Genomic DNA, 21,322 nt, shown 5'->3' on the forward strand with positions numbered 1-21,322 from the left:
AAAATTTTATGACAGCTCATTCTTGAGCCCATTTTAATTTGCTGCTACATTGCTGGAACATCTTTAACAATGACAATATTCTATTTTGTGCTGCGAGTTGAAAGACGATTAATGGGAAGTACCACGACGTTATTTGGTAAAATACTACTGGCCCTATGGTTGTATCTCGGTCCCATCCTTAAAAGTTACCCGCACATCGTCCTTGCTGTAGACCGTGGCGAAATCCACAAGGCTGACCCAGAGCATCGGGTCAAATTCGGTAATCATCCCATCCAGTAACTGCAATTCCCGGAGGAAGTCCTCGATTGTCGCTTGCCGGGTGGCTTTATCGCTTATAACGGCGGTTACTTCCTCAAGACGGGCCTTTGCTTTCCCGAAGCGCTCCGTCAGGCCGTCGTAGCGTTTCTGGTATTCGGTCTGGTCAAGTGCAACGCGGGCATTTTCGTAGATGCTCTGCTGCATCATTTCGGAAACGACCACCATTTCCTGTTCCAGCGCTGTTTTCTCAGCGTCGAGGTCGCGGGTGTCTAAAACGGTCGATTTAATGGCATCGAAGGCTTTGATGAGGCGGCCCTTTTCTGGTAGGAGCTTATTGACTGCCGACATGAAGTAGGCTTTGATCTCATCGTCGGTAAGATGTGGTGTGGAGCAGCGCTCATCGTTATCGAATTTGTGATTGCATTGCCAGATGACCTGTCGGTATTTGCTGTTGGAGTGCCAGACCTTCGAACCATACCAACTTCCGCACTGACCGCACTTAATTTTTCCGGAGAAAAGGTGAACGCCGCTGTGCCGATTTCGGCCTTTGCCCCGTCGCTCAAGTTCACGCTGGACCACCTCAAAAACGCAAGGCGCGATGATGGCTTCGTGGTTTCCTTCCACATAATACTGTGGGATTTCGCCATCGTTCCGCTTCTTCTTTTTTGTGAGGAAATCCACGGTATAGCTTTTCTGCAGGAGAGCATCACCTTTGTACTTCTCGTTTTCAAGCATGTGACGGACAGTCCCGGCGTTCCACTTTTCCTTGTGGCCCGGCGTCAGAATGCCATCAGCGGTGAGTTGGGAGGCAATGCCGAAGGGCGTCATGCCTTGTAGGAACATGCTGAAGATGCGCTTTACAATGGCGGCTTCGGCTTTGTTCAGCACGAGGTTTCCATCTGGCCCTCGGTCGTAGCCGAGAAAATGGCCAAATGGAACAGTGACCTTTCCATCCGCGAAACGCTTCCGTTGACCCCAGACGCAGTTCTCGGAGATTGAGCGGGATTCTTCCTGCGCGAGGGAGCTCATGATGGTAATCAGCAACTCGCCCTTGGAGTCCAGCGTCCAGATGTTTTCCTTTTCAAAGTAGATCTCTACGCCTTTTTCCTTGAGCTTGCGGACGGTAGTCAGACTGTCGACCGTGTTGCGGGCAAAGCGGCTGACCGACTTGGTGACGATAAGGTCAATCTTACCGTCAAGGGCGTCGGTGACCATGCTTTTGAAGCCTTCTCGCTTTTTAGTGTTCGTGCCTGTTATGCCCTCATCGGTATAAACGCCGACGAACTCCCAATCGTCGCGGCTCTTGATATAGTTGGTGTAATAGTCGATCTGCGCCTCGTAGCTGGTGAACTGCTCGTCGCTGTCGGTGGAGACACGAGCGTAAGCGGCTGTGCGTCGCTTTTTCTGCTCGTTCAGTGGTGTCGCCGTAAAACGTGTCAACGTTGCCGGAATGGTAGTTACTATTTTGGCCATTTCTTTTCACCTCTCATCTGGCGCATTCTCTCGCTCATGGCTGCCCGGCGCTCATCGGTCCAGCTATTCTTCATCGATTGGCTTACCTTCACCCGGCGTTCTTCAGACCATTTAGCTCCGCGCCGTTTATCCTCATAGTTTTTGGATACTTTGTGCCCATCCCGAAAATGAAAGGTTACGGTACCGTCAAGGATGCTGGCGTACTCGATCTGGGCGTCCATCACCGCCTCATCGAAAGCTGGCAGTTCAAGCGCCTCAATAACCAGAGCTTTCATGGTCTCGTCCCGAATCGCTGTATTACGGCACGTGTCTTTCGGCCCGGTGCAGTACCAGGAGCGTGTGCGGGTGCCATCCTTGCGGACACCGGATTGGCAGCGGTAATTTGCACCGCAGCTGCCGCACTTGATGAAGCCTGTGAATTCGTAGTAGGTGGACTTATTCGGGTTAGTATCCTTTCGCTTGTGGCGCTCACCCCAGAGGTGTCTGCGCTCCGGCGTCCACCAGTCCGTCTTGGCAGTGGATTCCCATGTGGTTGTGACCTCGCGTCCATCGTAAAACCGGAAGCAAAGCGTATCCTCGGAAACAACAAGGATTTCTTCGACCTGCTCAGTAAAGGCACACTCGTCAAAATCAGCGAGCCCCATCACCTTGGCGGCCACGTTCTGGAGCATCTTTTCCGGGATGTTCTTGGAGCCGCAGGCACCAACACCTTTCTGGCTTTTTGTCTGGCAGGTCCAGATGTAGTAAACCTCGCCGGCCGTATTCCGCTTTCCGCTCCGGCGATAATGCTTGCCACAGATGCCGCAGGTGACCTTTGTGGAAAACGCCGTCAGGTGCAGGGATTTGTTTCCGAATGGTCCAAGGTCGCGCCTGCGCTTGAACTCCGCCTGTACGGCTTGAAATTCTTCCATTGGAATAATGGCTTCATGCGTGTTCTCAACAAAATACTGTGGAAGCTCGCCACGGTTCTTCTTGCGCTGCTTGGCAATCGGGTCTGAGACATATTCCTTCTGGAACAGCATGTTCCCAGTATAGGTGACATTGGTGAGGACGACCTTGACGTTGGAATCCACCCATTCTTTTCCTTGGCGGGTGAAGATGCCTTGTTCATTGAGCGCCCGGCCTATCTCGATCCGCGATGCGCCTTTCATGTATTCCCGGTACATATACCGGACGGTTTTCGCTTCCTCCGGAATAATGGTGAGCTTGCCGTCAACCCACTCGTAGCCGAATACCCGCATCTGGCCGTTGGGAATGCCCTGCTGAAAGCGCTTGATGGTACCCCATTTGACATTGTCCGAAATGCTGCGGCTTTCTTCCTGTGCAAAGGACGCGAGCAGTGAAAGCATAAGCTCACCGTCCTCGGAGAGCGAATCAATATGTTCCTTCTCAAAACGGACGGAAATGCCAAGGTTCTTTAGATGGCGGACGGTTTTCAAGAGGTCCACCGTATTTCTGGCAAAACGGGAGATCGACTTTGTAAGGATGATATCGATTTTTCCCGCTTCGCAATCCTCTACCATGCGCCTAAACTCATCGCGCTTGCTGGCCGTGGTTCCGCTGATTCCATTATCTGCGTACACGCCGGCGTATTGCCAACCGGGGTGTTTTTGTATCAGCTCGCTGTAATAGCTGATCTGTGCCGAGAGTGAATGCTGCAGTCGCTCGGTTTCCATCGAAACTCTGGCGTAGGCAGCGACTTTCTTGCGCTCCGGCATCTGTGGTACAGCGGGCTCGATTTTCGTTACTGTTTTCAAGAGAAATCACTCCTTTCCAGTACATATACATCACTCTAAAACGGCTTTATAGCAAGTCATTTTCGGATAATAATGTGCCGAATAGTGGCCGATATTTCTCCTGCAGTTTTGTATCAATTATGGCGTATTCCTCATCACTCAGAAGGCCCTTTTGACGGAGCGTTTTTGCCAGATGGATAGAGATCTGATAGTCTTTCTCGGCCTCGAATTGTTCCTCGCTCATACTGGCTCACCATCATTGAAACGGTCCGAGATATAGCAGGCATGGGAGCAATACTTCCGTCCGGCATTTCCGTAGGCCGTGAAGGTTTTTCCGCAGTGAGCACAGGTAAAGCTATAAATGGCCTTCCGTCTAACCTGCTCCGGGTGGGCGTTCCACCATTGCTGGCGGCAATCGGCAGAACAGAACTTTATCTTTTTTCTGCCGGAAGCCTGTTGCAGCGGCTTTCCGCAGCACAGGCAGAAATCTTGTTCTGGTGAGATGCGGGCATTACTTTCAGCCTTTATGCCTCCAAGGTTATGTGCTCGACAGTAAGCCTTTACATTGTCTTTTGTTAGACCGACCACTTTAGCGATGGTCGCATAACCGCAACCAGACTGTCGCAACTCAGTTATGCGCACTCTTTGTTCGTTTGTCATTGGCTTTTCCTCCAGTCTGAGGAACCTTATCCTCACTATCCACTGGAAAAAAATCGCTTAAGTGGTCCGTGAAAAGGCAAAAAAAATAATGCCTACCAGAGAGAAGATCTCCAGTAGGCATTACTGCGCTATATGTGATTATTCGCTGTACTTGACAAAGGCGTCAGAGAAACCAGCCGCCTTGACCTTACTGAGCATGGCGTCGGCGTTTGCCTTTACGGAATACGCGCCGACCTGCACACGGTAATATTTCTTCGGCGTGTCAGATTCAGCGGTCGTTTCCGCTGCCGCCAATCCAGATTTGACCTCGGCGCGGAAGGTGTCCATGCTCTTGCCAAACTTTGGGAACCAGTGCATGACGTCGCCGTGATTGCTGGCGATGCCCAGCTTGTACCCCTCACTGTGACAGATGATGTCCTTTTCCGTCAGTCCATACTGCTTGCAGAGATAGACGCAGAGCTCCACAGCTTCCTTGTAAACGGCAGAAAAATACGAGGCATCGGTCAGACCGTCCTCGCAGATTTCGAAGCCGATATGCGTATCATTACCAGAGCCTTTTGCACCGCTGCCGCAGTGCCAGCCGCGCATATTCCACGGTAAGGTCTGGTACGTTGCAATGGAGCCGTCTGCCAGCTTACCGATAAAACCGTGGACGCAGACCTGACGGCCGTCCGGCGTATTCTGGTTCCAGTGATTGTTGTACTGGTTTTTGCCAAGCAGTCCGTCATCCGGGCCGACATAGCGTTTCAGATTGGGATTGTTCGCCCCGGTGGAATGCACTATGATACCCTTCGGCGTAATGGTGCGGCCCGCCTTGTAGCAGGCGTTGTTTGTCAGAATGAGTTTATGCAGATTCATAAAAAGCACCTCACAGTTTAAATGTAAGCCGCAAGCGCGGCCGGGTACAGATGGTAGGTAAACTTCAGATCACAGTAAGCGGTCGTCGATGTGCCGTTGCTTCCAATGCGAGCGTATAGCCCGTAGCCGGCAGGCACTCTGCTTTGTCGCATAGCGATTTGAGCGTGCTGGGCCTCTGTGGAACTATCCGCGCCGAGTGGCGTACTTCTCGAAATCCGGGTAAAGGTCTGCTCGTCGTTTGAGATATAGAAGTCCAGCTCCTTTTCGGTGGTATCCGATTGGCGGCATATGGTGACCAGATGGCAGTCGTAGGGCACCGGGATAAGCGGATCGTCCTGACCGCCGATTACAATGCTGCCAATGGGCAGAATGGTATGCATAGGCCCTCTGAGGCTGTTGGTGCCACCCGAGCCGAGAGCATTACCCGACAAGACATACCGCAGGTGCGGCATCCGAATGAAAGCGTTGATGGTTGATGCGGCAGTGGAGGTCAGCGTCATGGCAGTATTGACGTCTTCTGCTTTTTCCAGCAGGAACAGGCTTTCTCCGGGAGCAACGGAAATGTCCCCAATGGAAAACCGCTGCTTTGTCCAGTAGCCTGTACAGGTGGGGTGCGGATTTGTTCCACTTCCATATGCAATGTTTACCGCATCCTGAACGCCCCGTATGGCTTCGGCAAGCTTTTTGACCGTGTCGCTGAGATTGCTCTGAATCAGTACCTGCACTGTATTTGCTGCCGGACTGCCCAGCACCGCAACAAACAAATAGGTTACGCTATCAATCACCATATTGCTCCCCGCCGAAATTCCGGTAAAGGTGATGGATGCTCTGCGGCTTGCCATGTCCGGTGCTGAGGCCGTTTCCACTGGGTGCAGATGATTGAGGATAATTCCGGTGCGGGTATACAGCGTGTCACGCATGCTTTCCATCTGGTCATGCGTAATACCAAGCAAGGTGTAGTTATCATTTAACAGGTTGTACGTGAGATTGAGCAGCGCGTAGGTGTCATTCACATCAATTGCGGCGAGAGCTGTCAGCACCTGATTCAGCCATTCCTGTGCGGGCGGCTCCGGCGGTTCGACAATTCCATCCGCAAGAGCCTCCTCCACAATGGTGAGTACCCGCACGCTTTTCCCGACAACGTCCTCATGGGTAACTCTGATTTCCAGCTGCCCCACGCCTACAATTTCGGTTTCCGTCAAACCGGGCGACCAGGTCAGCACGCCGTCCGCATAGCTTGTAACTACGGGATAAGCGACGCCGTCCGGCCGTTTGTAAATGGCGGTCAACGTCTCGCCGGGATATTCGTCACCAAGCAGGCTGGAGACATCAAACTCCAGATTGCGAAAATGGTTCTCACCCTGCCGACCGATGAACACTGTCGCAGCTTTTGTTAAATCAATCATGCTCCGTCACCCGGCCTTGACGAATCGTCGCTCCGTCCGTGAAGCTGTTCCAGAGCCGCTTTGAGTTTTTCGGGAATGGGCAGCCCCAGGTGTGCCGCATTTTCCAGCATGGACACGCCTTCGTTGGAGCAGTAGAAAAAGATGACGGCGGTACGCAGAACCTCGCCGTTGCCGATGAGATAGATGTCCATAATGTGCGCGACGCCAACCATTACAAAAATCAGCACCTTTTTGCAGATGCCCTTGAAGCCGACCTCGCTTGACAGCTTTTTATCCGAGATGGCGCACATGACACCGGTGATGTAGTCCACAACTACGAACACAAGCAGCGCGTACAAAAAGCCGTCAAAGCCGCCGAAAAACCAGCCGAAGAAGCCGCCGGCCGCTGCCACCAATATTTGAATCCAGTTCCATACTTCTTTCATTGGGAGTCCTCCTTTTTGTTTTGCATATGAAAAATGCGCCCCGCATCCGCAAAGGCGCATCATTCATACTGAGTTAAATTATAAAAATCAAATTCTGAATCTGCTGCATCACATCCGCTTTTGGACGTCCTGCTCCGATGGGCAGCCACGTTATGGGCGGGATATCAAAAGCCGATGAGGAATCGAAACCGTTAACCGCCGTAATGACAGGCTCGATGGCTTTTCGAAGCTCCGTGATGTGGAACGGCCAGTTTTTGACCGTAGTCTTTCCAGCGGAAATGTCCTCACTCCAAGTTGCGGGATACAGTCCGTAATAGCTTCGTACCGTGTTTACAGCGGTTCGGAGTGTCTGAATATGAGCCGCTTTCACATGGGTTTCATTCGCGGTAATTGTCTCAAATGGTGTCGTCAGTATTGTAAAAGTGCGGACAACCTCCGGACTTGCCGACTCGATATCGCTGTCAAGGCAGCGAATGGTAATGGAATGACTTCCCGCCGCCAGTGTTTCCGCCTGATAGACTGTTTTAACGCCGTTTCCAAGGTATCCGCTCGTGGAAAACCGCTCGGGATTGTCCACACTGTTCATCCAAGCGCCCGTATCGATTTTTACTTCCACAATTTGCGACTGGCCGTCCGGTTCGACGCCTGTTGTAATCATAAAACGCGGTGTAGTATTGCAGCTGGAACCACCGGACGGCGGGCAGACGATTACCGGAGCAGACGGAGGACTGTTTTTCTTTACCGTCCCGCTGATTACATAAGCGGAAACCGCGTCTAAGGTATCGGTTACGCTGATCCGGTAGCGGGTATACGTTCCAGCTATTTGGGAAGCGTTCGCCGTATACGTCCCCGAGGTGGAGCTTGAAACAACAATTGTAAGAGCTTCGTATGCCGACCAGTTCGTTCCATCCGTGGAAGTTGACCGCTGGATGACGTACTGCTTGATGGCGCTGGTTCCGGGTGCTGCTCCGCTCCATGTAAGCGTTACAATGACGCCTTCATAAATTGCGGGAGCGGCGGTAAAGGATGTCGGCGGCGTTGGAAGTGTATTTTTGCGAACAGTATTGCTGGACACCATCCAGTCCGAATAGAAACTTTCACCGGCGGCACCGCGCGTCCGTATCCGAAACCGGCGGTAATTGCCCCTCGTGGCCGGAGGGCTTACGCTCAAGATACCATTTGTCGCCGAGGTGCTCACCGTAGTCAGCGCCGTCCAATCGCCCCAGCTGCTGTTGTCGGGAGAGTCGCTGTATTGTATTTCATAGGACGTGATGGCATTGCCCGCGCCATTGGCTGCACCGCTCCACGAGAGGGTAACGTTTCCTTCAGCTAATGCCGCGCTTACCGAGCAGACGGTCGGCGCTCCGCAAGCTGTGACGTCGCAGTAGATGCTGTTGCTGATTTTCTCAACGGAATAGACATCAAAGGTGTCGATTGTCCAGATGCCGAACTGCGTATAGGTCCCCGGTGTGCTTGATACAGCCGGGTTGTAGCTGCCACCGCTGGCGGACAGGGTCAGAATGACCAACACATTCCACGCGCTCCAGGTGCTGTTGTCCAATGATGTGCGGCTGGCGATCTGGTAGCCCTTTACCGGGCTGGTGCCGCCGGAGGCTCCGCTCCAAGTTAGCGTTATCGTCTCATTGCTGTATTCAGCGGGAGAAGCAACGGCTGACGTCGCCGGACTCGGTGCCGTATTTCTGCGGACGGAGTTCGTGGATACTTTCCAGCCGGAGTAATAACTTGCTCCTGCCGTACCTCGCGTCCGCACCTGGAATCTGCGGTAATTCCCCCGTGTCGAGGGAGGATCAACTGATACACTGCCACTTGTGGCTGTGGTAGTCACTGTCGTCAGTGCAGTCCAAGCTCCCCATGTGAGATTGTCAGTGGAATCGCTGTACTGGATTTCATAACTGGAAATCGTGTTGTTTATGCCTCCGGAAGCTCCGCTCCAAGAAAGGGTCACGGTTCCTTCCGCAAGTATCGGACTGACCGAGCAGGAGGTCGGTGCTCCGCAAGCCGTGGTCAGAAGAGCTGAGCTTAGCACGGTGTAGCTTGAGTTATCAATTACGCCGGAGGATAGAGGAAGCCGTCCGTCCGACACCACCTGAAAGCGCACGCCCTGTGCGGTGTTTCCCGTAGTGGAAGCACAGGTTACCGAAACATATCTGAGCCTCGGAGTGGTACCGTCCCAGTCGTCGCCGTCCGCCGCCTTGATGCGTACTTGTGCAGATGAGCCGTTTACGGTCATGGTACAGAGCAGGGCGTAGCCGCTGTGAATGTAAGAACCTGACGAACCCAGCGCTGCGGATATAGTGAAGTTATAGGTCATCTGGCTATTGTTCGGTCGGCTCTTAGAATAGGTAATGGTGTAATAGACGGTTGGGCTTGAACCTGCCTGTAGCGTTACGCCGTAAATATCTGCCATCGTCGTTCACCTCCTCATTCATAGACTGCTGTCACAAGAGAATTGACCAGCCCGCAAAGGCTGGTATTCAGCCGGGTGTCGGTAATGTTATTTGTGGCTATCGACGTGGCGGCAGCCGGTATCAGCACGTCGGCGATCCCCAGTTCATAGACGTCGCTGGTTCTCGTCAGCGCCGGAGCCGACGGTGTCGCGGCGGGAGTGCCATCTACAACGGCAAGCTGAATATTCCGGCTGACCTGGCTTAAGCGAACCACAATCCGGTCAATTCGGGGATTGCTTCCGTTTGCCGTGGTGAGCGGCAGGTTTAGGTCGTCTGTATTTTCATACCGATATCCGTTAATCCAAGCGCTGCCAGCCGCCACGCTCACCGCCAGCCCGTTTCCGGGCGTTGCCTGCAGGTTTGTCGCCGATGCGTAGAATACGCCGTTCGACACAAGGTTTCCGAAATATGCCGCGAAATCCGTCGCGTCATAGACTCTGTCTCCATCCGATGAGTTAAAAAATCCGCTTTTCTCCATGCGCTGTTTCCTCCTTACTTAGCTGGTTTTTGTATATTCAATTATTACGTAGCCCGTATATGCGGTCCGGTCATTTCCAGGTTCAACGATAATATTTGTGGTATCCGCGTAGAGACCAATCTGGGAAGCAAAGTTGTTGTATCGTGCAAGCGGTAACGGCAGGAACACCGTCCCGTTAGTAGCGAAGCCCGATAAGCTGACAACCGTGCTGAGATTGGATATACCGTGCGCTACGCTTCCCGGCACCGCATTTGGAAGAGAGCCGAGATTGATTTCTTTTCTGTAAATGGTCTTCCCGTCTATCCATAGTCGCCCGGTGTTTTGTTCTGTTGAGGAGTAATCGATCAGCGCAGACGCAATTTTGACAGCGGTAATGGTGCGGTCCGCGATCTTTACTCCGGTGACCGCTCCGGTTGCAATCCGTGTCGTAGTAATAGGCTCATTGTTGATATTCAGCCAGTTCGCTTCGCCGGACGTATTGTTGTAAACGAAAAGGGAAATCACATAAAAAGTCATAGTATTGCGGGATATAAAGAAGCCCATTGCTCGCTGGTATCCGCTCCCCGTATTGTCACCATTGTGCTTTACCAGAAAGACATGACCGTCGTCACTCGGCTGGTCGCTGAATTTATTGCCGCTCCATGAAGTGAAATACAGCGAGTCTCCCGGTTCCATATGATGCAGGGCATATTGCCCGACCGATATCGTGCCTGCGCCCACGGTTATTTCAAGCGCGGGCAGCTTTCCGAACAAGTTGTTTACGGTAGCTGTAAATGTTTCTCCCTGAATTTCCGGGTCTACATCCGATAAATTTCCAAGTGTTCCCTCCACAGCCTCCAGTGACTCCGTTACTTCAGTTATCCCTGTCGGAGCCAACAGAGCCGTTTTGACCTCGCTCATGTCGGAACGGATCTTCTGCGCTATTGTTAACTCGGCCTTGCCAAATACAACGCTGATACTCAGACCGTCCGCGTCGTAAGTTTCTTCAATTTCGGCGATGCGCGTCGTCATGGATACGCCCCACGCCTTGGAAATGACTTTAACGGTCTGCCCAAGGTCAAAATCTGTCTTGTAGGTCAAGTTGCCGTGAGGGTTTACCGATGTGTCGAATGAATAACGGATTCCTTGCTCGCTCAGCTTGCTCTGTCCCCGGAAGATCAGCGCGTCGGTGTAACCTGTACCGAAATCTGCCGCCTGCAGGTCCTTGGCATCCACGAAAATTTCTCGCCGGGTCTCTCCGGAGCCGCTTGTAATAGCGACAAACGTGCGGCTTTCGCCTTCACCCTCGCCGCCGATGAGAGCGGTGTTGGCGTAATCCGCCGCACTCTCCGTATAGCTCTGTTCCGTCAGATTTTCGTATTCCTTGGAGAACACCGCCTGGGAGTCGATGCCTTTATATAGTGTTACGGTAAAGAGGTGTGTTGCAGGAGTGAATACGGTCTTAATCCCGATCTCTGAAGCGCCGCAAAGTTCTGTTATTACATCCATCAGGCCTCGGTACGATATTTGTGTGCTGACGGGTACGCCCAGGTTCGGGGACGAGAAGACTATGCCGTCGATTTGCCGCGCCGTATCAGTAGGACTGATGAGGTTGTTATTTAAAAGCTGCTCCACACAGGCAGAAAGGTCACCGGACAGTACCTCCGTTTGCCAGACGATACGTCGAGATAGGAAAGAGGTTGCAAAACGGCCGCTTGCCGTGATAATTTCCTGCTCTGCCTGAACCATTTCCAGATGTTCAATGATTCCGGCTTCCTCATCGTCGTTCTTCCAGATAAAGTTACCTTCTTGCAGGAGTGTGGTATTTTCCGGTGTCGCTATGGCCCGCAGTTCGAAGGAACCGCACTGGGAATAACGCCTCGTCCAGCGCAGATATTCAAAGGATTCCACAATGCCTGTAAGCTCCCGGTCTGAATTATAGATATACAGTTCCATCCTTACACCCCCAGAAACTGTGGCCGATAATAAATGCTGACCTCCAGCAGTTCCATATTGACTGAAGCGTCATAACGCAAAGTATTCACCCCGGCGGCAAGCTGGAAAAACGCCGACCCGGTATCCAATAGATAGAATGCGTTTGTTACTGTCGAGCCGTCAACGCTGACCACGCGCTTTCCGGCAAAATGCGTGTATACCCGGAGTTCATCCCCGATGCTCATTGTCGTGAGGAGCCGGATGTATTCACCCGTGTCCATATTCAGCAGTTCCGGATTTGTCACAGTACCCAGCGCCCGGAACACAATTTCACACCCGCATGAAACGTCGCCGATGTTGTCAACCGTGATAATCTGGCTGGGCTGGCGCATTCCGAATTCCATACCGCTTTCCGGTATACCCAGTTCAAATTCGAACATCGGTATCCATGATGCCAGTTCCTCGCGAACTTCATCCTGTGTCTCAAAGAAGGGAGACGGGCAGAGCAAACTGACAAAAAAGCCGGGTATCCGCTGCCGGGTGGAAACTGTAAAGCCCGCTTCCTCTACGACACAGGCAATTTGCCGCTCCCGGTACAGGAGCGTCCCGTTCACCTTGGGGCTAAATATTTGAAGAAAGGTGTGCCTTCGTGCGTAGGCTTCATCAGGTGTTTCCGCAATGACGGTGCCTTCCAGCGTGATATTGCGCATATCCAGTGTTGAGGAGATGTAAAAAGCGCCGTCCTGATCCGGTGCCTTGAACGTGTTAACGGTCTGACGAATATCGCCAGCACCGTCTATTTTTTTAAGAAAATACGGGCGGCCTTGTTTGAGCGTGATGCTTTTGCCGTTTGCATTGATATAGGTTAGTTCCATAGCCGTCCCTCCTTTAATACTCCAGTGCCAGCTTGCGCGAGAGGTTCTTGAATTCTCTCGCCAGTTCCTTTTCGGACAGTGCTTTCGGCGTCACTACGGAGATGTTCTGCGTAATGTTCGTGCCGGGAACAGATCCGCCTTGCCCGGACATGCCGCCGGTACTGAAATCGAAGTGTGTGGGGATGGCGTTCTGCATATCCCGTGAAACGGCGGACATAGCATCCTCAAAGCCCACGCCGATGCCTTCACCCATGTTTTTGCCAAGCCCGGCAAAAAGAGTGGAGGGAGAGTGGATGCCGAAAAAGTCCTTGATGCGGTTTACAATCCCACCGAAAAAGCCGCTGATTTTGTTCCACAGCCATGCGCCGGCGTCCGAGATACCCTGCCATAACCCCTTGATGAGGTTGCCGCCAACTTGAGCCATCTGCCCAATATAGCTGGCGAACGCTCTAACCAGTCCCGTGATAATCTGCGGAACCGCCTTGACCACCTCAACGATGATTTTCGGCAGGTTCGCAATCAAAGCAACAAGCAGCTGAACGCCCGCAAGGATGATCTTGTCGATGTTCCCGACGATTGCGTTCACCAAACCGCCTACAATCTGCGGGATAGCCTTGACCACCGTTGTAATGATAAGGGGTAGGTTTTTAATCAGCGATATGAGGAGTCGCATCCCCGCATCGATAATGAGTGGGATAGAACCAATAACTGCCGTAATAATCCCATCGATGATTTGTGGTATGGCTTCCACAATTGCCTCGATAATTACAGGCAGCGCCTCAACCAGCGAGGTCAACAGCTGAATGCCCGCGTCGATAATCTGTGGTATTGCCGCGATGATAAAGGAAACTATGGTAGTAATAATCGCGGGCAGAGCGGCGATTAACTGCGGAATCGCATCCAGCAGACCCTGGGCAAGCCCAAGAATGAGCTGCAGCGCCGCATCCAGAATCATGGGAAGGTTATCCGCCAAGCCTTGAACGATAGTTGAGACCGCGCTTACTGCCGCTGGGATAAGTTTTGGTAAAGCTGAGCCGATGCCACCGACCAGAGCTGTTACCAATTGCACCGCCGCATCGACGAGGAGTGGAAGGCTATCAATCAGTGCGCCGACTATCGTCATCACAGCGTTCACGGCTGCAGGGATGAGTTCGGGCAGGAGCGACAGGAGCGTGTTCAGCACCTGCGTGAAGATGTTCGTCACCGTTTCAAGTAGCAAAGGGAGAAGGTCACCAACCGCCTGCAGGATTGCCCCCGTTGCCTGCGGGAGTGCCGCAACGATGTTTTCAAGCACCGGCACGACATTCTTTACCACAGCTTGGAACGCGTCCACAAGATTCTGCGTCAGATTCGTCATATCCGCATCTGCGTTGCCAAGTCCAGCCGTAAACGAAGATAGGGCTGCCTGCAGCAATCCGATAGAGCCGCTGATGGTTTGCGTGGATTCCCTTGCAAAGTTGCCGGCGTACTGCTCGGTGTTTTCAAAAAACATCTGCATAGCGACTTCGGCTTTTTCGGCATTGCTCGCGCTGTTCCATACGAAATCCAGACCCTTGGAGGCGGCATACGCCTGAATGCTGGTCGCGTTCATAGCCACACCCAAATTGTCCATCATGGTGAAGTTGCCCTTCGCCGCACCCGTGACAGCTTCCATGGCTGTGGACATATCAATGCCCATGACCGACGCCATATCTGCAGCGCGTTGCATGGCCTTTTCGGTCAGCTCCAGACTTTTTTGCTGTGCGATGCCGGAACCCTGAAACAGAGCACCCATTTTGTTGGCCGTAGCCAGATATTCTGACTGGGATACACCGAGATTTTTATACGCTTCCTCGCCTGTTTTTTGAATTGATGTGGCATATGCGCCGAAGACCGCTTCCGAGCCTCCGAGATTCTGTTCCAGCTCTCCAAACTGCTGCACGACCTCTTTGCCCAGCTTGATTGCCGCCGCACCAGCCGCAACAGCCACAGCACCTATTGTTACGCCGATGCCTTTGAGTACACCGCCCAGCTTTTCAAATTTCGGACCAGATTTCTCCGCTTCGTCGGCGGTATCCTTCAGTTCGCCGCCAAGGTTGTCGGCAGCGTCCGTCGACTGTGCCAGCTCACGCTCCATGCCGTTAAGCTCCGCCTGCGCCTTATTCAGCTGAATCTGCCAATTTTGGGTGCGGCGGTCGTTCTCACCGAAGGATTCGGAGGCGTTCTGCAGGGCGGCACGCAGGGTTTCAATCTTGCTTTTCTGCGCGTCGATTTCCTTATTTAGGACTTCATTGCGTGAGGTGAGCGACTGCACGGATTTGTCGTTTTTGTCAAATTGGCTGGTGACCAGCTGCATTTCCGAACCGAGAACCTTGAAGCTCTGGTTAATATCCGAAAGAGCCTTTTTAAATTCGCGCTCGCCCTCGACGCCAATTTTTAAGCCAAAATTGTCCGCCATTTGTGCTCACCTCCTTAGATTCCGGGTGGAATGATATCGTCAATCGTCCGGGTTTTCTTCGGCTTTTCCATGCCGAGAAACTGTTTGTGGCAGGCCCACAGGTCCAGAAACAAGCCGATGGGCATGAGCCAGAATTCCTCCGATCCCATACCCATCTGCACCGTTCCATAATAAAGAAGTCGAGTAAAGGTTTCCGCGTCAGTTTGCTGACACAGTCCGTTTACTCGACTTGCGCGTTTTTTAAGGAGGTTTCGTCCTCGCTTTCCACGTTACGCTTGGTACCCTTGAACATTGCCTCTGTAATTGCATTTTTATAGGCCGCCAAATCAAGCGGTGAGGTGAGAAGTTCTACCTCATCCTCTGTCAGAAGCTCCTGCGGAGTATCTTTGTTTTTGAGGTTGTGAATTAAAACGGACTGGTTAGCGAGCAGGGTCAAAAGCCACACGATCTCATCCAGCGCCATCTCAAAATTTTCTGATTTCATCAACTTCTCGCCGAGGTTCTCCAACCCACCGTACCGCCCCGCAATTGCCTTGGTTGCGCGGGTGGTCAGCACCAGTTCATATTCCTTGCCGCCGATATTGATAGCAGCGCTTCTTTCAGCGGCAGTTGTTAAAATGACGTTATCCATTCTGCATCCTCCTTACGGTTCCGGTGTATAGACCGGTTCATAAACCTCGGTAAACCAACCGGTAATTGTGGCGGAAGCAACTCCGGCGTCGCCTTCGGTAACCTCCGCTTTCCACGGATGTTTGCCAAAAGCATCCAATTTATTACGGCGCATGACCGTCCCTTCGATAGTCGGCGTGGAGAAAGTGATGGAGTCTGCCTTGGTCTGCAGATTGGTCGCGGGCAGGCCGAATTTTATGCGGTAAAGCCAGAAATAACGGTAGGTACCGTTTGCTTTCTTCGCGCGGAAGCCAACCGCGACAGGAGTTCCCACATTTTCACTGGCGGAGATCAGTACGCCGTTATCATCGGTGGACGCGCCGGTCAGATCTGCCGCTGCCGTGGGACCGATGTCGTCAACGCCGAGTGTGAGCGTACCGCTGTTGAAGTCTTTCACCACTTCGGCGGCACCGTCGTCAGCGTATAATATTGCCTCAACCAGTTCCACCGAGAGCTCGGCGGTGATGGCTTTGGCAAGCACCAAAGGCGTAGAGTAGGTTTCCTCGCCGTTGGAATCCTCGGTTATTTTTGAATAATACAGTTTATCAAGACCGATTGTCGCCATAATTTATTCCTCCGTTTCGTATGATTTTTCCACATCAATGGCGTAGTGGTGGTAGCCGGTATCGTCCTCATGGCCGATATACCGGCGGTCAGTTATCGTAAATTCTGCTCCCAGAAGCAGCGCTGTTATCTGCTTTTTCCTCTGGAGGTAGTTGCCTTTGGAAAACAGCGAAATTCGCACTTCGGAGATATCGAAGAGCGGTGTATTATTTCCAAACAGTGCAAATTCGTCCGTCATGGGTGTGAATACAAGGTATTCGTCGGGAGGAACGCCGGAAAAAACGCCTGTCCCCACAGGAAGAACAGGCGAAAGCAATGTGTTTAATTCTGTTAAAATGCTCATATGCCGTCAACCTCCTCCTGAAGCTTTGACTTCATGGTTTCAATGCAGGTGCTTTTGCTCTGAGTCCTCGCAGGCTTCAAAAAAGGTTTCGGCGGCTGGCCGGATTTGCCGTATTCGAGAATGTTGGCAATTTTGGCGTTGGAGTTGGCACCGGACCTTCCGGCACCGTCAGAGCGCGGCTCGGCAAAACCAATTTTAACATCCCAGTTACCGTTCCGGTTCTGCTTGGCGGGAGAGAGTCCGAGGGAGCGTTCCAATTCGCCTGTGGAGCGGCTTCTTTCCTTTGTATTGCTGCCAACCACACTTGACAGGTTCGACTTCACTTTGGATAATACAACCTCGCCACCAGCTTCCAACACCTTGGGGATTATTACGTCTGTCTGGTCAGCCAGCCGGGAAACCTTCAAAAGGAATTCCTCCGGCATCTTAATTTGGACTTTTCCCATTACCTCACCGCCCCTTCCTGTTTTTCCGCAAGCACCTCAATGTACATTCCGCGCCCGCGAACATCCTCAACGCTGATAATTCGATATTGCTCATCACCGCAGACGATAAACAGAGAGGTTGTTATCTCTACGCTGGGAATCTTCCGAAAACGGAAGAGAGCCGTCGCTTCGCTGAACGCCGCCATGTTTGCCCACCGCTCGTTTCCGTGGCGGTCCTCTTTGTATGCGCGAACGGAAGCGACAATATGGTCGCCATTTGTAACAAAGCCGTCCGCATCCTTTACTGGGGCGGTGGATATGATGTCAATCTGAGTGTTCATCTTGCCAAAGGACATAATTACACCTTCCAATCCCGGTCAAGCCGAAGAAGCATATTGACTGTGTCCCACACCTGCTGACCCGCCTGCACGCTATCACCAAAGAAGCCGGCTGTGCTGCCGTCCCGACTTTCGTAAAAGAAGGACGACAGCATAATCACGGCTTGCTCTGTGGTAGCAGGCATGAGGTTTTCTTCGTAATAGCCCCTGGCAACATGCTGGTAGCTCTCGGCATAGGAGACAGCGGCTGAGATATAGCTCAGAAGCAGACCGTCGTCCTCGTCGTGTGACAAAATGAGGTGCGCTTTGACTTTGGGGAGAAGGTTATCAGCTTTCATGCCGTCCGCCTCCTTTCAATTATTCTTCGTCCGCCGCCATCAGACCCGCCGCTTTCAGCTTGGCGAGAAGGGCGTTAAAATCAGTGACAAGAGCAGTGACATCAGTAGCGGTACTATCCGCCTGATTTGCAGCCACAGGTATCTCCGGCACGATCGGATATGTTGGTACATAGAGGATTGCGTCTTCACCAATTTTGACGGGCACAGTGTCGGTCTCTTCCTTTGCAGCGGCTTTCACACCACCGAGAGCTGTTTCAGAAGCGGGCGCGGCGGTGGAGGTAAGCCCCGTCACCGAGGCTCCCTCCAGAATTTCGAGTGTACCGCCGATGACGGTTTTTTCTCCGCCCTGCTCGGTGTAGTTTTTTGCGTTATAGTCACTCATAGGTCAGTCCTCCTTAAGCGTGCTGCTTGAGCAGCTTGATGCCTTCTGGCAGTACGGTTTTACCGTCCACACGCTGGAAAGCGTAGAATCCGGTTTGCAGGTTTGCGATATGCAGTTCGTCCGCACGGCGCACGGTTCTGCCGCTGCGGTCGGCAATCCAGTAGTTCTGGAAATCACCGAAAGCAACGGTATATGCACCTGCCGCGATAGTCGGAGCATACTGGGAGACATATACCGGGAAACCGAGCAGACGGTCAGGCTGACCTGCCTGCAACGACGGCTGCCACATATATGCGCCGTTGCCGTCCTTCAGTTTGCGGATGCCCGCGAGGGTAGCGCTGCTCAAAACAAACACGGCGTTTTTCTTGTAGCCATCCTTCAGGGAATAGGTCAGGTCGATGATTTCATCAGCCTTAATATCCGCCGCAGTTGCGGTGGTCACGCCGACATCGCCGCCATTCGCGGTGAAAATGCCAGTGGGCTGACCGCTGCCGTTACCGACACAGAAAGCCTGCTCTTCCTTCGCCGCAAAAGCGCGGGCGAAATTGTCGATGAGGTAGGCTTCGAGATCAAACATGGAATCCTGAAGCAACTCCTCTGAAACCAGCGCCGCCGCGCGGAGCGTATAAGCGTCAAGGGAGAGCTGATTGAAGGTAGGAGTGCTGGGCGTAAACGTACCGCTTTCCGCCACCCAGTCGGCGGATACATCGGTGAGTGCTACGTTAATTCGGTGCGGTGCGGCGGTGGTGATAACCTTGGCCAGAGAACGAATTACATTCTCACGGGCAAGCGCCTGCACAAGGGTGCTGTCAAATTCAATCGGAACGATATAGCCACCGGTAGAAGGAGTGCCTTCCTCCATAACGTTGTGAATCGGTCGCTTACCGCGCACGAGGTTCAAGAAGTCCTCGCGGTATTCGGCGGTCGCTCTGGGGCTGACGGGCTTTCCGTTCTGTGCGTTGGGTTTTGCCGTAATGGGAGAGCTGGTCGGCTGAGCCATAGCGGCGTCTCTTGCCACGCGGTCTTCCTCAATGGCAATCTGATGCGCCATTGCGTCCACATCCGCGAGCATCTTGTCATAGGTCGCGTTGTCTTCGGGAGAGAGGACGCCGTCCTTGGTGCGGGTGTCCAGAAACGCCTTTGCCGCGTCCCATGCCTTTGCGCGTTTTTCACGCATTTCGAGTACCTTTTTCATTATCAAATACCTCCGTTAAATGTATTTACGGGCTTGCAGTTTCTGCATAGCCGCTTCGATGGAAACGCCTGCCGGCGCATCCTGCTTCGGCACTTGCTTGTCAAGTGCGTGCTCCGGCTTCGGAGCCGATTTAGAGATGAGTTTGTTCATAAGCGAATTGGTGACCGCCCTGCGGGAAAACGCAAAGACCACATCTTCGGTATGAATGCGCTTGGAGTCCTCCAAGATGCCGTCGGCAAAGCCCAGCTCGATTGCTTTGTTCGCGTTCATCCAGGTTTCACCGTCCATGAGATGAGATATTTTCGCCCTTGACTGCCCGGTCTTGATTTCATAGGCGTTGATGATGCTTTCCTTGACCTCGTCCAGCATGGCGATGGCCTTCTGCATTTCCTCGGTATCGCCAATAGCAATTGACATCGGATTATGAATCATCAGCAGTGCTGTTGGAGCCATAAGCACCTGTGTACCCGCCATTGCGATGACCGAAGCCGCGCTTGCTGCCAAGCCGTCAATTTTTACTGTGACATTGCCTGTGTAGTCCATGAGCATGGTGTAAATCTGTGAGGCCGCCACGCAGTCCCCACCGGGAGAGTTGATCCATACCACGATATCTCCGCTGCCGGAAAACAACTCATCCTTGAACATCCTGGGTGTGATTTCATCGTCCCACCAGCTTTCGTCCGCAATGGTGCCGTCGAGGTAAAGAGTACGGACGCCCAATTCATCATCGTTTTCCCAGTTCCAGAAATGTGTTTTGTCACGTGCCCTGACGGGAACTTTGCCTGGGCTTTGCGCCCGATTTGTTTTGTCCATCTGAGGTTTCCTCCGTTTCTGTTATAGTTGTGTTTGCGAATGCGCCGGCGTCCTGCAATTTGGTCATCGCACCATTGATAAGGTAAAGGTCGCCGCCGAGCTCCGTCGGTATCCGGTCGAGATTTTCAAGCTGTCTGATATCGTTTGCGCTCATCCAGCCGTTCTGCCGCGCTGTCGCGTAACCTGTCATGCGGCTGGCATAGTCGCCACGAAGCAATCCGTCCACATTGAATTTTGTGAACACATCACGCTTTTCGCTTTCGAGCAGAAGCGATTTGTTCATCGCCTGTTCCCAGCGAACGACCCACGGATCAAGCGTGTATTTCACGAACTCCAGCGACTGCTGCTCAATATTAGAAAAGCTCGACTTCTCGAGATCCGCCAACATATGGGGCGGGACCCTAAAAATTCGAGCTATCTCATTGATCTGAAATTTCCGTGTCTCAAGGAACTGCGCCTGTTCGGGAGAAATGGCGATAGGCGTATACTTAAGCCCTTCCTCAAGTACGGCGATTTTGTTGCTGTTGACGCTGCCACCGAAGGTGGACTGCCAGCTTTGTCTTATCCGCTCCGGGTCCTTTATGGTGCCGGGATGCTCCAACACGCCGCTTGGTGCAGCGCCGTTGGCAAAGAATTTAGCGCCGTATTCCTCGGCAGCGATAGCAAGCCCTACGGCGTTTTTCGCCATTGCAATCGGCGAGTAGCCGACCAGTCCGTCAAAGCCCAAACCGAGAATGTGCAGCACATCGCTTGGCGCGAGAATAACGTCGCTCGGCTTGTTCCTGCTGACCTCCGGCGCGTCATCGCTATTTTTTCTGTAGCGATAATACAGCCGCCCCTGCGAATCCCGGTCAACAGTCATGCGGTCGGGCATCAGGGGATACAGCGCCACAACGTCGCCGCGAGCGTTTCGGATAATCTGCGCGTAGGCGTTGCCCGTCAGCAGCAGATGGTTCATCATCGTTTCTCTGAAAACAAACGACGTCATTTCCGGGTTTGGTTCGTCGTGCAGCACACGCCACAGCGGGTGGTCGAGATATTTGTCCTTGCTGCCGTCGTCGCCGTATTTATATACAAACAATGGCAGACCAGCGATTGCTTCGGATAATATACGGACGCAAGAGTAAACCGCAGTCATCTGCATGGCCGTTCTTTCATTGACGACCTTGCCGGAGGACGAGCCGCCCCATAAAAAGCTGGTGCTGCCTAAGTTCTTAGGCTTATCACGGGCTTTAAAAATTCCTTGAAAGATGTTCATAGGCCGTTA

Annotated in this window: 23 protein-coding genes; all 23 read right to left on the reverse strand. The window is 52.7% G+C overall.

The genetic code is table 11. The features are described 5' to 3' along the window. Positions 1–153: 153 nt before the first annotated feature. The 23 genes from OKX56_RS02045 to OKX56_RS02155 all read right to left on the reverse strand — a co-directional run bounded on the left by OKX56_RS02045 (position 154) and on the right by OKX56_RS02155 (position 21,313). Positions 154–1,731 (reverse strand): recombinase family protein, encoded by a 1,578-nt coding sequence (locus tag OKX56_RS02045; protein WP_287895450.1) that lies wholly within the window; start codon positions 1,729–1,731, stop codon positions 154–156. Beyond that, positions 1,719–3,488, reverse strand: coding sequence for a recombinase family protein (locus OKX56_RS02050; RefSeq protein ID WP_287895451.1), 1,770 nt, complete (start codon positions 3,486–3,488; stop codon positions 1,719–1,721). Before OKX56_RS02050 ends, OKX56_RS02045 begins: the two co-directional genes overlap by 13 nt. 46 nt (positions 3,489–3,534) lie before the next feature. After that, a complete protein-coding gene (locus OKX56_RS02055) occupies positions 3,535–3,711 on the reverse strand; it encodes an SHOCT domain-containing protein (RefSeq protein ID WP_287895452.1) in 177 nt (58 codons plus the stop codon). Continuing rightward, positions 3,708–4,127, reverse strand: coding sequence for an RNA polymerase subunit sigma-70 (locus OKX56_RS02060; protein ID WP_287895453.1), 420 nt, complete (start codon positions 4,125–4,127; stop codon positions 3,708–3,710). Before OKX56_RS02060 ends, OKX56_RS02055 begins: the two co-directional genes overlap by 4 nt. A gap of 138 nt (positions 4,128–4,265) precedes the next feature. Further along, positions 4,266–4,985 (reverse strand): N-acetylmuramoyl-L-alanine amidase, encoded by a 720-nt coding sequence (locus OKX56_RS02065; protein ID WP_287895454.1) that lies wholly within the window; start codon positions 4,983–4,985, stop codon positions 4,266–4,268. Positions 4,986–5,002: 17 nt separating this feature from the next. Beyond that, on the reverse strand, positions 5,003–6,364 hold the full coding sequence (locus tag OKX56_RS02070; protein ID WP_287895455.1) for a hypothetical protein: 1,362 nt from the start codon (positions 6,362–6,364) through the stop codon (positions 5,003–5,005). A gap of 23 nt (positions 6,365–6,387) precedes the next feature. Next, positions 6,388–6,816, reverse strand: a complete 429-nt coding sequence (locus tag OKX56_RS02075) for a phage holin family protein (RefSeq protein WP_287895456.1) — start codon at positions 6,814–6,816, stop codon at positions 6,388–6,390. A gap of 73 nt (positions 6,817–6,889) precedes the next feature. After that, positions 6,890–9,244: a fibronectin type III domain-containing protein gene (locus OKX56_RS02080; RefSeq protein WP_287895457.1), complete on the reverse strand. Its 2,355-nt coding sequence runs from the start codon at positions 9,242–9,244 to the stop codon at positions 6,890–6,892. A gap of 14 nt (positions 9,245–9,258) precedes the next feature. Continuing rightward, positions 9,259–9,762: a hypothetical protein gene (locus tag OKX56_RS02085; protein WP_230397521.1), complete on the reverse strand. Its 504-nt coding sequence runs from the start codon at positions 9,760–9,762 to the stop codon at positions 9,259–9,261. 18 nt (positions 9,763–9,780) lie between these two features. Then, positions 9,781–11,697, reverse strand: a complete 1,917-nt coding sequence (locus OKX56_RS02090; protein ID WP_287895458.1) for a siphovirus ReqiPepy6 Gp37-like family protein — start codon at positions 11,695–11,697, stop codon at positions 9,781–9,783. 2 nt (positions 11,698–11,699) lie between these two features. After that, positions 11,700–12,551, reverse strand: coding sequence for a phage tail family protein (locus tag OKX56_RS02095; RefSeq protein ID WP_287895459.1), 852 nt, complete (start codon positions 12,549–12,551; stop codon positions 11,700–11,702). Positions 12,552–12,564: 13 nt separating this feature from the next. Then, positions 12,565–14,988: a phage tail protein gene (locus OKX56_RS02100; protein ID WP_287895460.1), complete on the reverse strand. Its 2,424-nt coding sequence runs from the start codon at positions 14,986–14,988 to the stop codon at positions 12,565–12,567. A gap of 14 nt (positions 14,989–15,002) precedes the next feature. Continuing rightward, entirely contained in the window at positions 15,003–15,143 is a 141-nt protein-coding gene (locus tag OKX56_RS02105) for a hypothetical protein (RefSeq protein WP_230397517.1), read from the reverse strand. Positions 15,144–15,208: 65 nt separating this feature from the next. Then, positions 15,209–15,619, reverse strand: coding sequence for a hypothetical protein (locus OKX56_RS02110; protein ID WP_287895461.1), 411 nt, complete (start codon positions 15,617–15,619; stop codon positions 15,209–15,211). Positions 15,620–15,631: 12 nt separating this feature from the next. After that, on the reverse strand, positions 15,632–16,222 hold the full coding sequence (locus OKX56_RS02115) for a major tail protein (protein ID WP_287895462.1): 591 nt from the start codon (positions 16,220–16,222) through the stop codon (positions 15,632–15,634). Between the two features lie 3 nt (positions 16,223–16,225). Continuing rightward, positions 16,226–16,564: a hypothetical protein gene (locus OKX56_RS02120; protein WP_287895463.1), complete on the reverse strand. Its 339-nt coding sequence runs from the start codon at positions 16,562–16,564 to the stop codon at positions 16,226–16,228. Beyond that, positions 16,561–17,010 carry an HK97-gp10 family putative phage morphogenesis protein gene (locus OKX56_RS02125; RefSeq protein WP_287895464.1) on the reverse strand — a complete coding sequence of 150 codons (450 nt, stop codon included), beginning with the start codon at positions 17,008–17,010 and terminating at the stop codon, positions 16,561–16,563. The genes OKX56_RS02120 and OKX56_RS02125 overlap by 4 nt, the downstream gene beginning before the upstream one ends. Further along, positions 17,010–17,345 carry a head-tail adaptor protein gene (locus OKX56_RS02130; protein WP_287895465.1) on the reverse strand — a complete coding sequence of 112 codons (336 nt, stop codon included), beginning with the start codon at positions 17,343–17,345 and terminating at the stop codon, positions 17,010–17,012. The genes OKX56_RS02125 and OKX56_RS02130 overlap by 1 nt, the downstream gene beginning before the upstream one ends. Before the next feature lie 2 nt (positions 17,346–17,347). Continuing rightward, a complete protein-coding gene (locus OKX56_RS02135) occupies positions 17,348–17,665 on the reverse strand; it encodes a head-tail connector protein (RefSeq protein WP_287895466.1) in 318 nt (105 codons plus the stop codon). A 19-nt stretch (positions 17,666–17,684) separates the two neighbouring features. Next, complete coding sequence (locus OKX56_RS14895; protein WP_353737751.1) at positions 17,685–18,047, reverse strand: head fiber protein; 363 nt, start codon at positions 18,045–18,047, stop codon at positions 17,685–17,687. A gap of 13 nt (positions 18,048–18,060) precedes the next feature. Further along, positions 18,061–19,242 (reverse strand): phage major capsid protein, encoded by a 1,182-nt coding sequence (locus OKX56_RS02145; protein ID WP_287895468.1) that lies wholly within the window; start codon positions 19,240–19,242, stop codon positions 18,061–18,063. Positions 19,243–19,257: 15 nt separating this feature from the next. Then, positions 19,258–20,055, reverse strand: a complete 798-nt coding sequence (locus OKX56_RS02150; protein WP_287895469.1) for a head maturation protease, ClpP-related — start codon at positions 20,053–20,055, stop codon at positions 19,258–19,260. Beyond that, positions 20,000–21,313, reverse strand: a complete 1,314-nt coding sequence (locus tag OKX56_RS02155) for a phage portal protein (RefSeq protein ID WP_287895470.1) — start codon at positions 21,311–21,313, stop codon at positions 20,000–20,002. The genes OKX56_RS02150 and OKX56_RS02155 overlap by 56 nt, the downstream gene beginning before the upstream one ends. Positions 21,314–21,322 lie beyond the last annotated feature (9 nt).

The sequence above is a fragment of the Dehalobacter sp. genome, assembly GCF_030063005.1.
GTDB lineage: Bacteria > Bacillota > Desulfitobacteriia > Desulfitobacteriales > Syntrophobotulaceae > Dehalobacter > Dehalobacter restrictus.

What these genes read in the sequence shown, in the direction of transcription:
- OKX56_RS02105 (WP_230397517.1), bottom strand. Translation starts at nt 15,143, where the DNA reads ATGGGTATGGGATCGGAGGAATTCTGGCTCATGCCCATCGGCTTGTTT.
- OKX56_RS14895 (WP_353737751.1), bottom strand. Translation starts at nt 18,047, where the DNA reads ATGAGTGACTATAACGCAAAAAACTACACCGAGCAGGGCGGAGAAAAA.
- OKX56_RS02060 (WP_287895453.1), bottom strand. Translation starts at nt 4,127, where the DNA reads ATGACAAACGAACAAAGAGTGCGCATAACTGAGTTGCGACAGTCTGGT.
- OKX56_RS02090 (WP_287895458.1), bottom strand. Translation starts at nt 11,697, where the DNA reads ATGGAACTGTATATCTATAATTCAGACCGGGAGCTTACAGGCATTGTG.
- OKX56_RS02155 (WP_287895470.1), bottom strand. Translation starts at nt 21,313, where the DNA reads ATGAACATCTTTCAAGGAATTTTTAAAGCCCGTGATAAGCCTAAGAAC.
- OKX56_RS02115 (WP_287895462.1), bottom strand. Translation starts at nt 16,222, where the DNA reads ATGGCGACAATCGGTCTTGATAAACTGTATTATTCAAAAATAACCGAG.
- OKX56_RS02125 (WP_287895464.1), bottom strand. Translation starts at nt 17,010, where the DNA reads ATGGGAAAAGTCCAAATTAAGATGCCGGAGGAATTCCTTTTGAAGGTT.
- OKX56_RS02085 (WP_230397521.1), bottom strand. Translation starts at nt 9,762, where the DNA reads ATGGAGAAAAGCGGATTTTTTAACTCATCGGATGGAGACAGAGTCTAT.
- OKX56_RS02080 (WP_287895457.1), bottom strand. Translation starts at nt 9,244, where the DNA reads ATGGCAGATATTTACGGCGTAACGCTACAGGCAGGTTCAAGCCCAACC.
- OKX56_RS02130 (WP_287895465.1), bottom strand. Translation starts at nt 17,345, where the DNA reads ATGTCCTTTGGCAAGATGAACACTCAGATTGACATCATATCCACCGCC.
- OKX56_RS02145 (WP_287895468.1), bottom strand. Translation starts at nt 19,242, where the DNA reads ATGAAAAAGGTACTCGAAATGCGTGAAAAACGCGCAAAGGCATGGGAC.
- OKX56_RS02065 (WP_287895454.1), bottom strand. Translation starts at nt 4,985, where the DNA reads ATGAATCTGCATAAACTCATTCTGACAAACAACGCCTGCTACAAGGCG.
- OKX56_RS02045 (WP_287895450.1), bottom strand. Translation starts at nt 1,731, where the DNA reads ATGGCCAAAATAGTAACTACCATTCCGGCAACGTTGACACGTTTTACG.
- OKX56_RS02075 (WP_287895456.1), bottom strand. Translation starts at nt 6,816, where the DNA reads ATGAAAGAAGTATGGAACTGGATTCAAATATTGGTGGCAGCGGCCGGC.
- OKX56_RS02055 (WP_287895452.1), bottom strand. Translation starts at nt 3,711, where the DNA reads ATGAGCGAGGAACAATTCGAGGCCGAGAAAGACTATCAGATCTCTATC.
- OKX56_RS02120 (WP_287895463.1), bottom strand. Translation starts at nt 16,564, where the DNA reads ATGAGCATTTTAACAGAATTAAACACATTGCTTTCGCCTGTTCTTCCT.
- OKX56_RS02110 (WP_287895461.1), bottom strand. Translation starts at nt 15,619, where the DNA reads ATGGATAACGTCATTTTAACAACTGCCGCTGAAAGAAGCGCTGCTATC.
- OKX56_RS02135 (WP_287895466.1), bottom strand. Translation starts at nt 17,665, where the DNA reads ATGAAAGCTGATAACCTTCTCCCCAAAGTCAAAGCGCACCTCATTTTG.
- OKX56_RS02150 (WP_287895469.1), bottom strand. Translation starts at nt 20,055, where the DNA reads ATGGACAAAACAAATCGGGCGCAAAGCCCAGGCAAAGTTCCCGTCAGG.
- OKX56_RS02095 (WP_287895459.1), bottom strand. Translation starts at nt 12,551, where the DNA reads ATGGAACTAACCTATATCAATGCAAACGGCAAAAGCATCACGCTCAAA.
- OKX56_RS02100 (WP_287895460.1), bottom strand. Translation starts at nt 14,988, where the DNA reads ATGGCGGACAATTTTGGCTTAAAAATTGGCGTCGAGGGCGAGCGCGAA.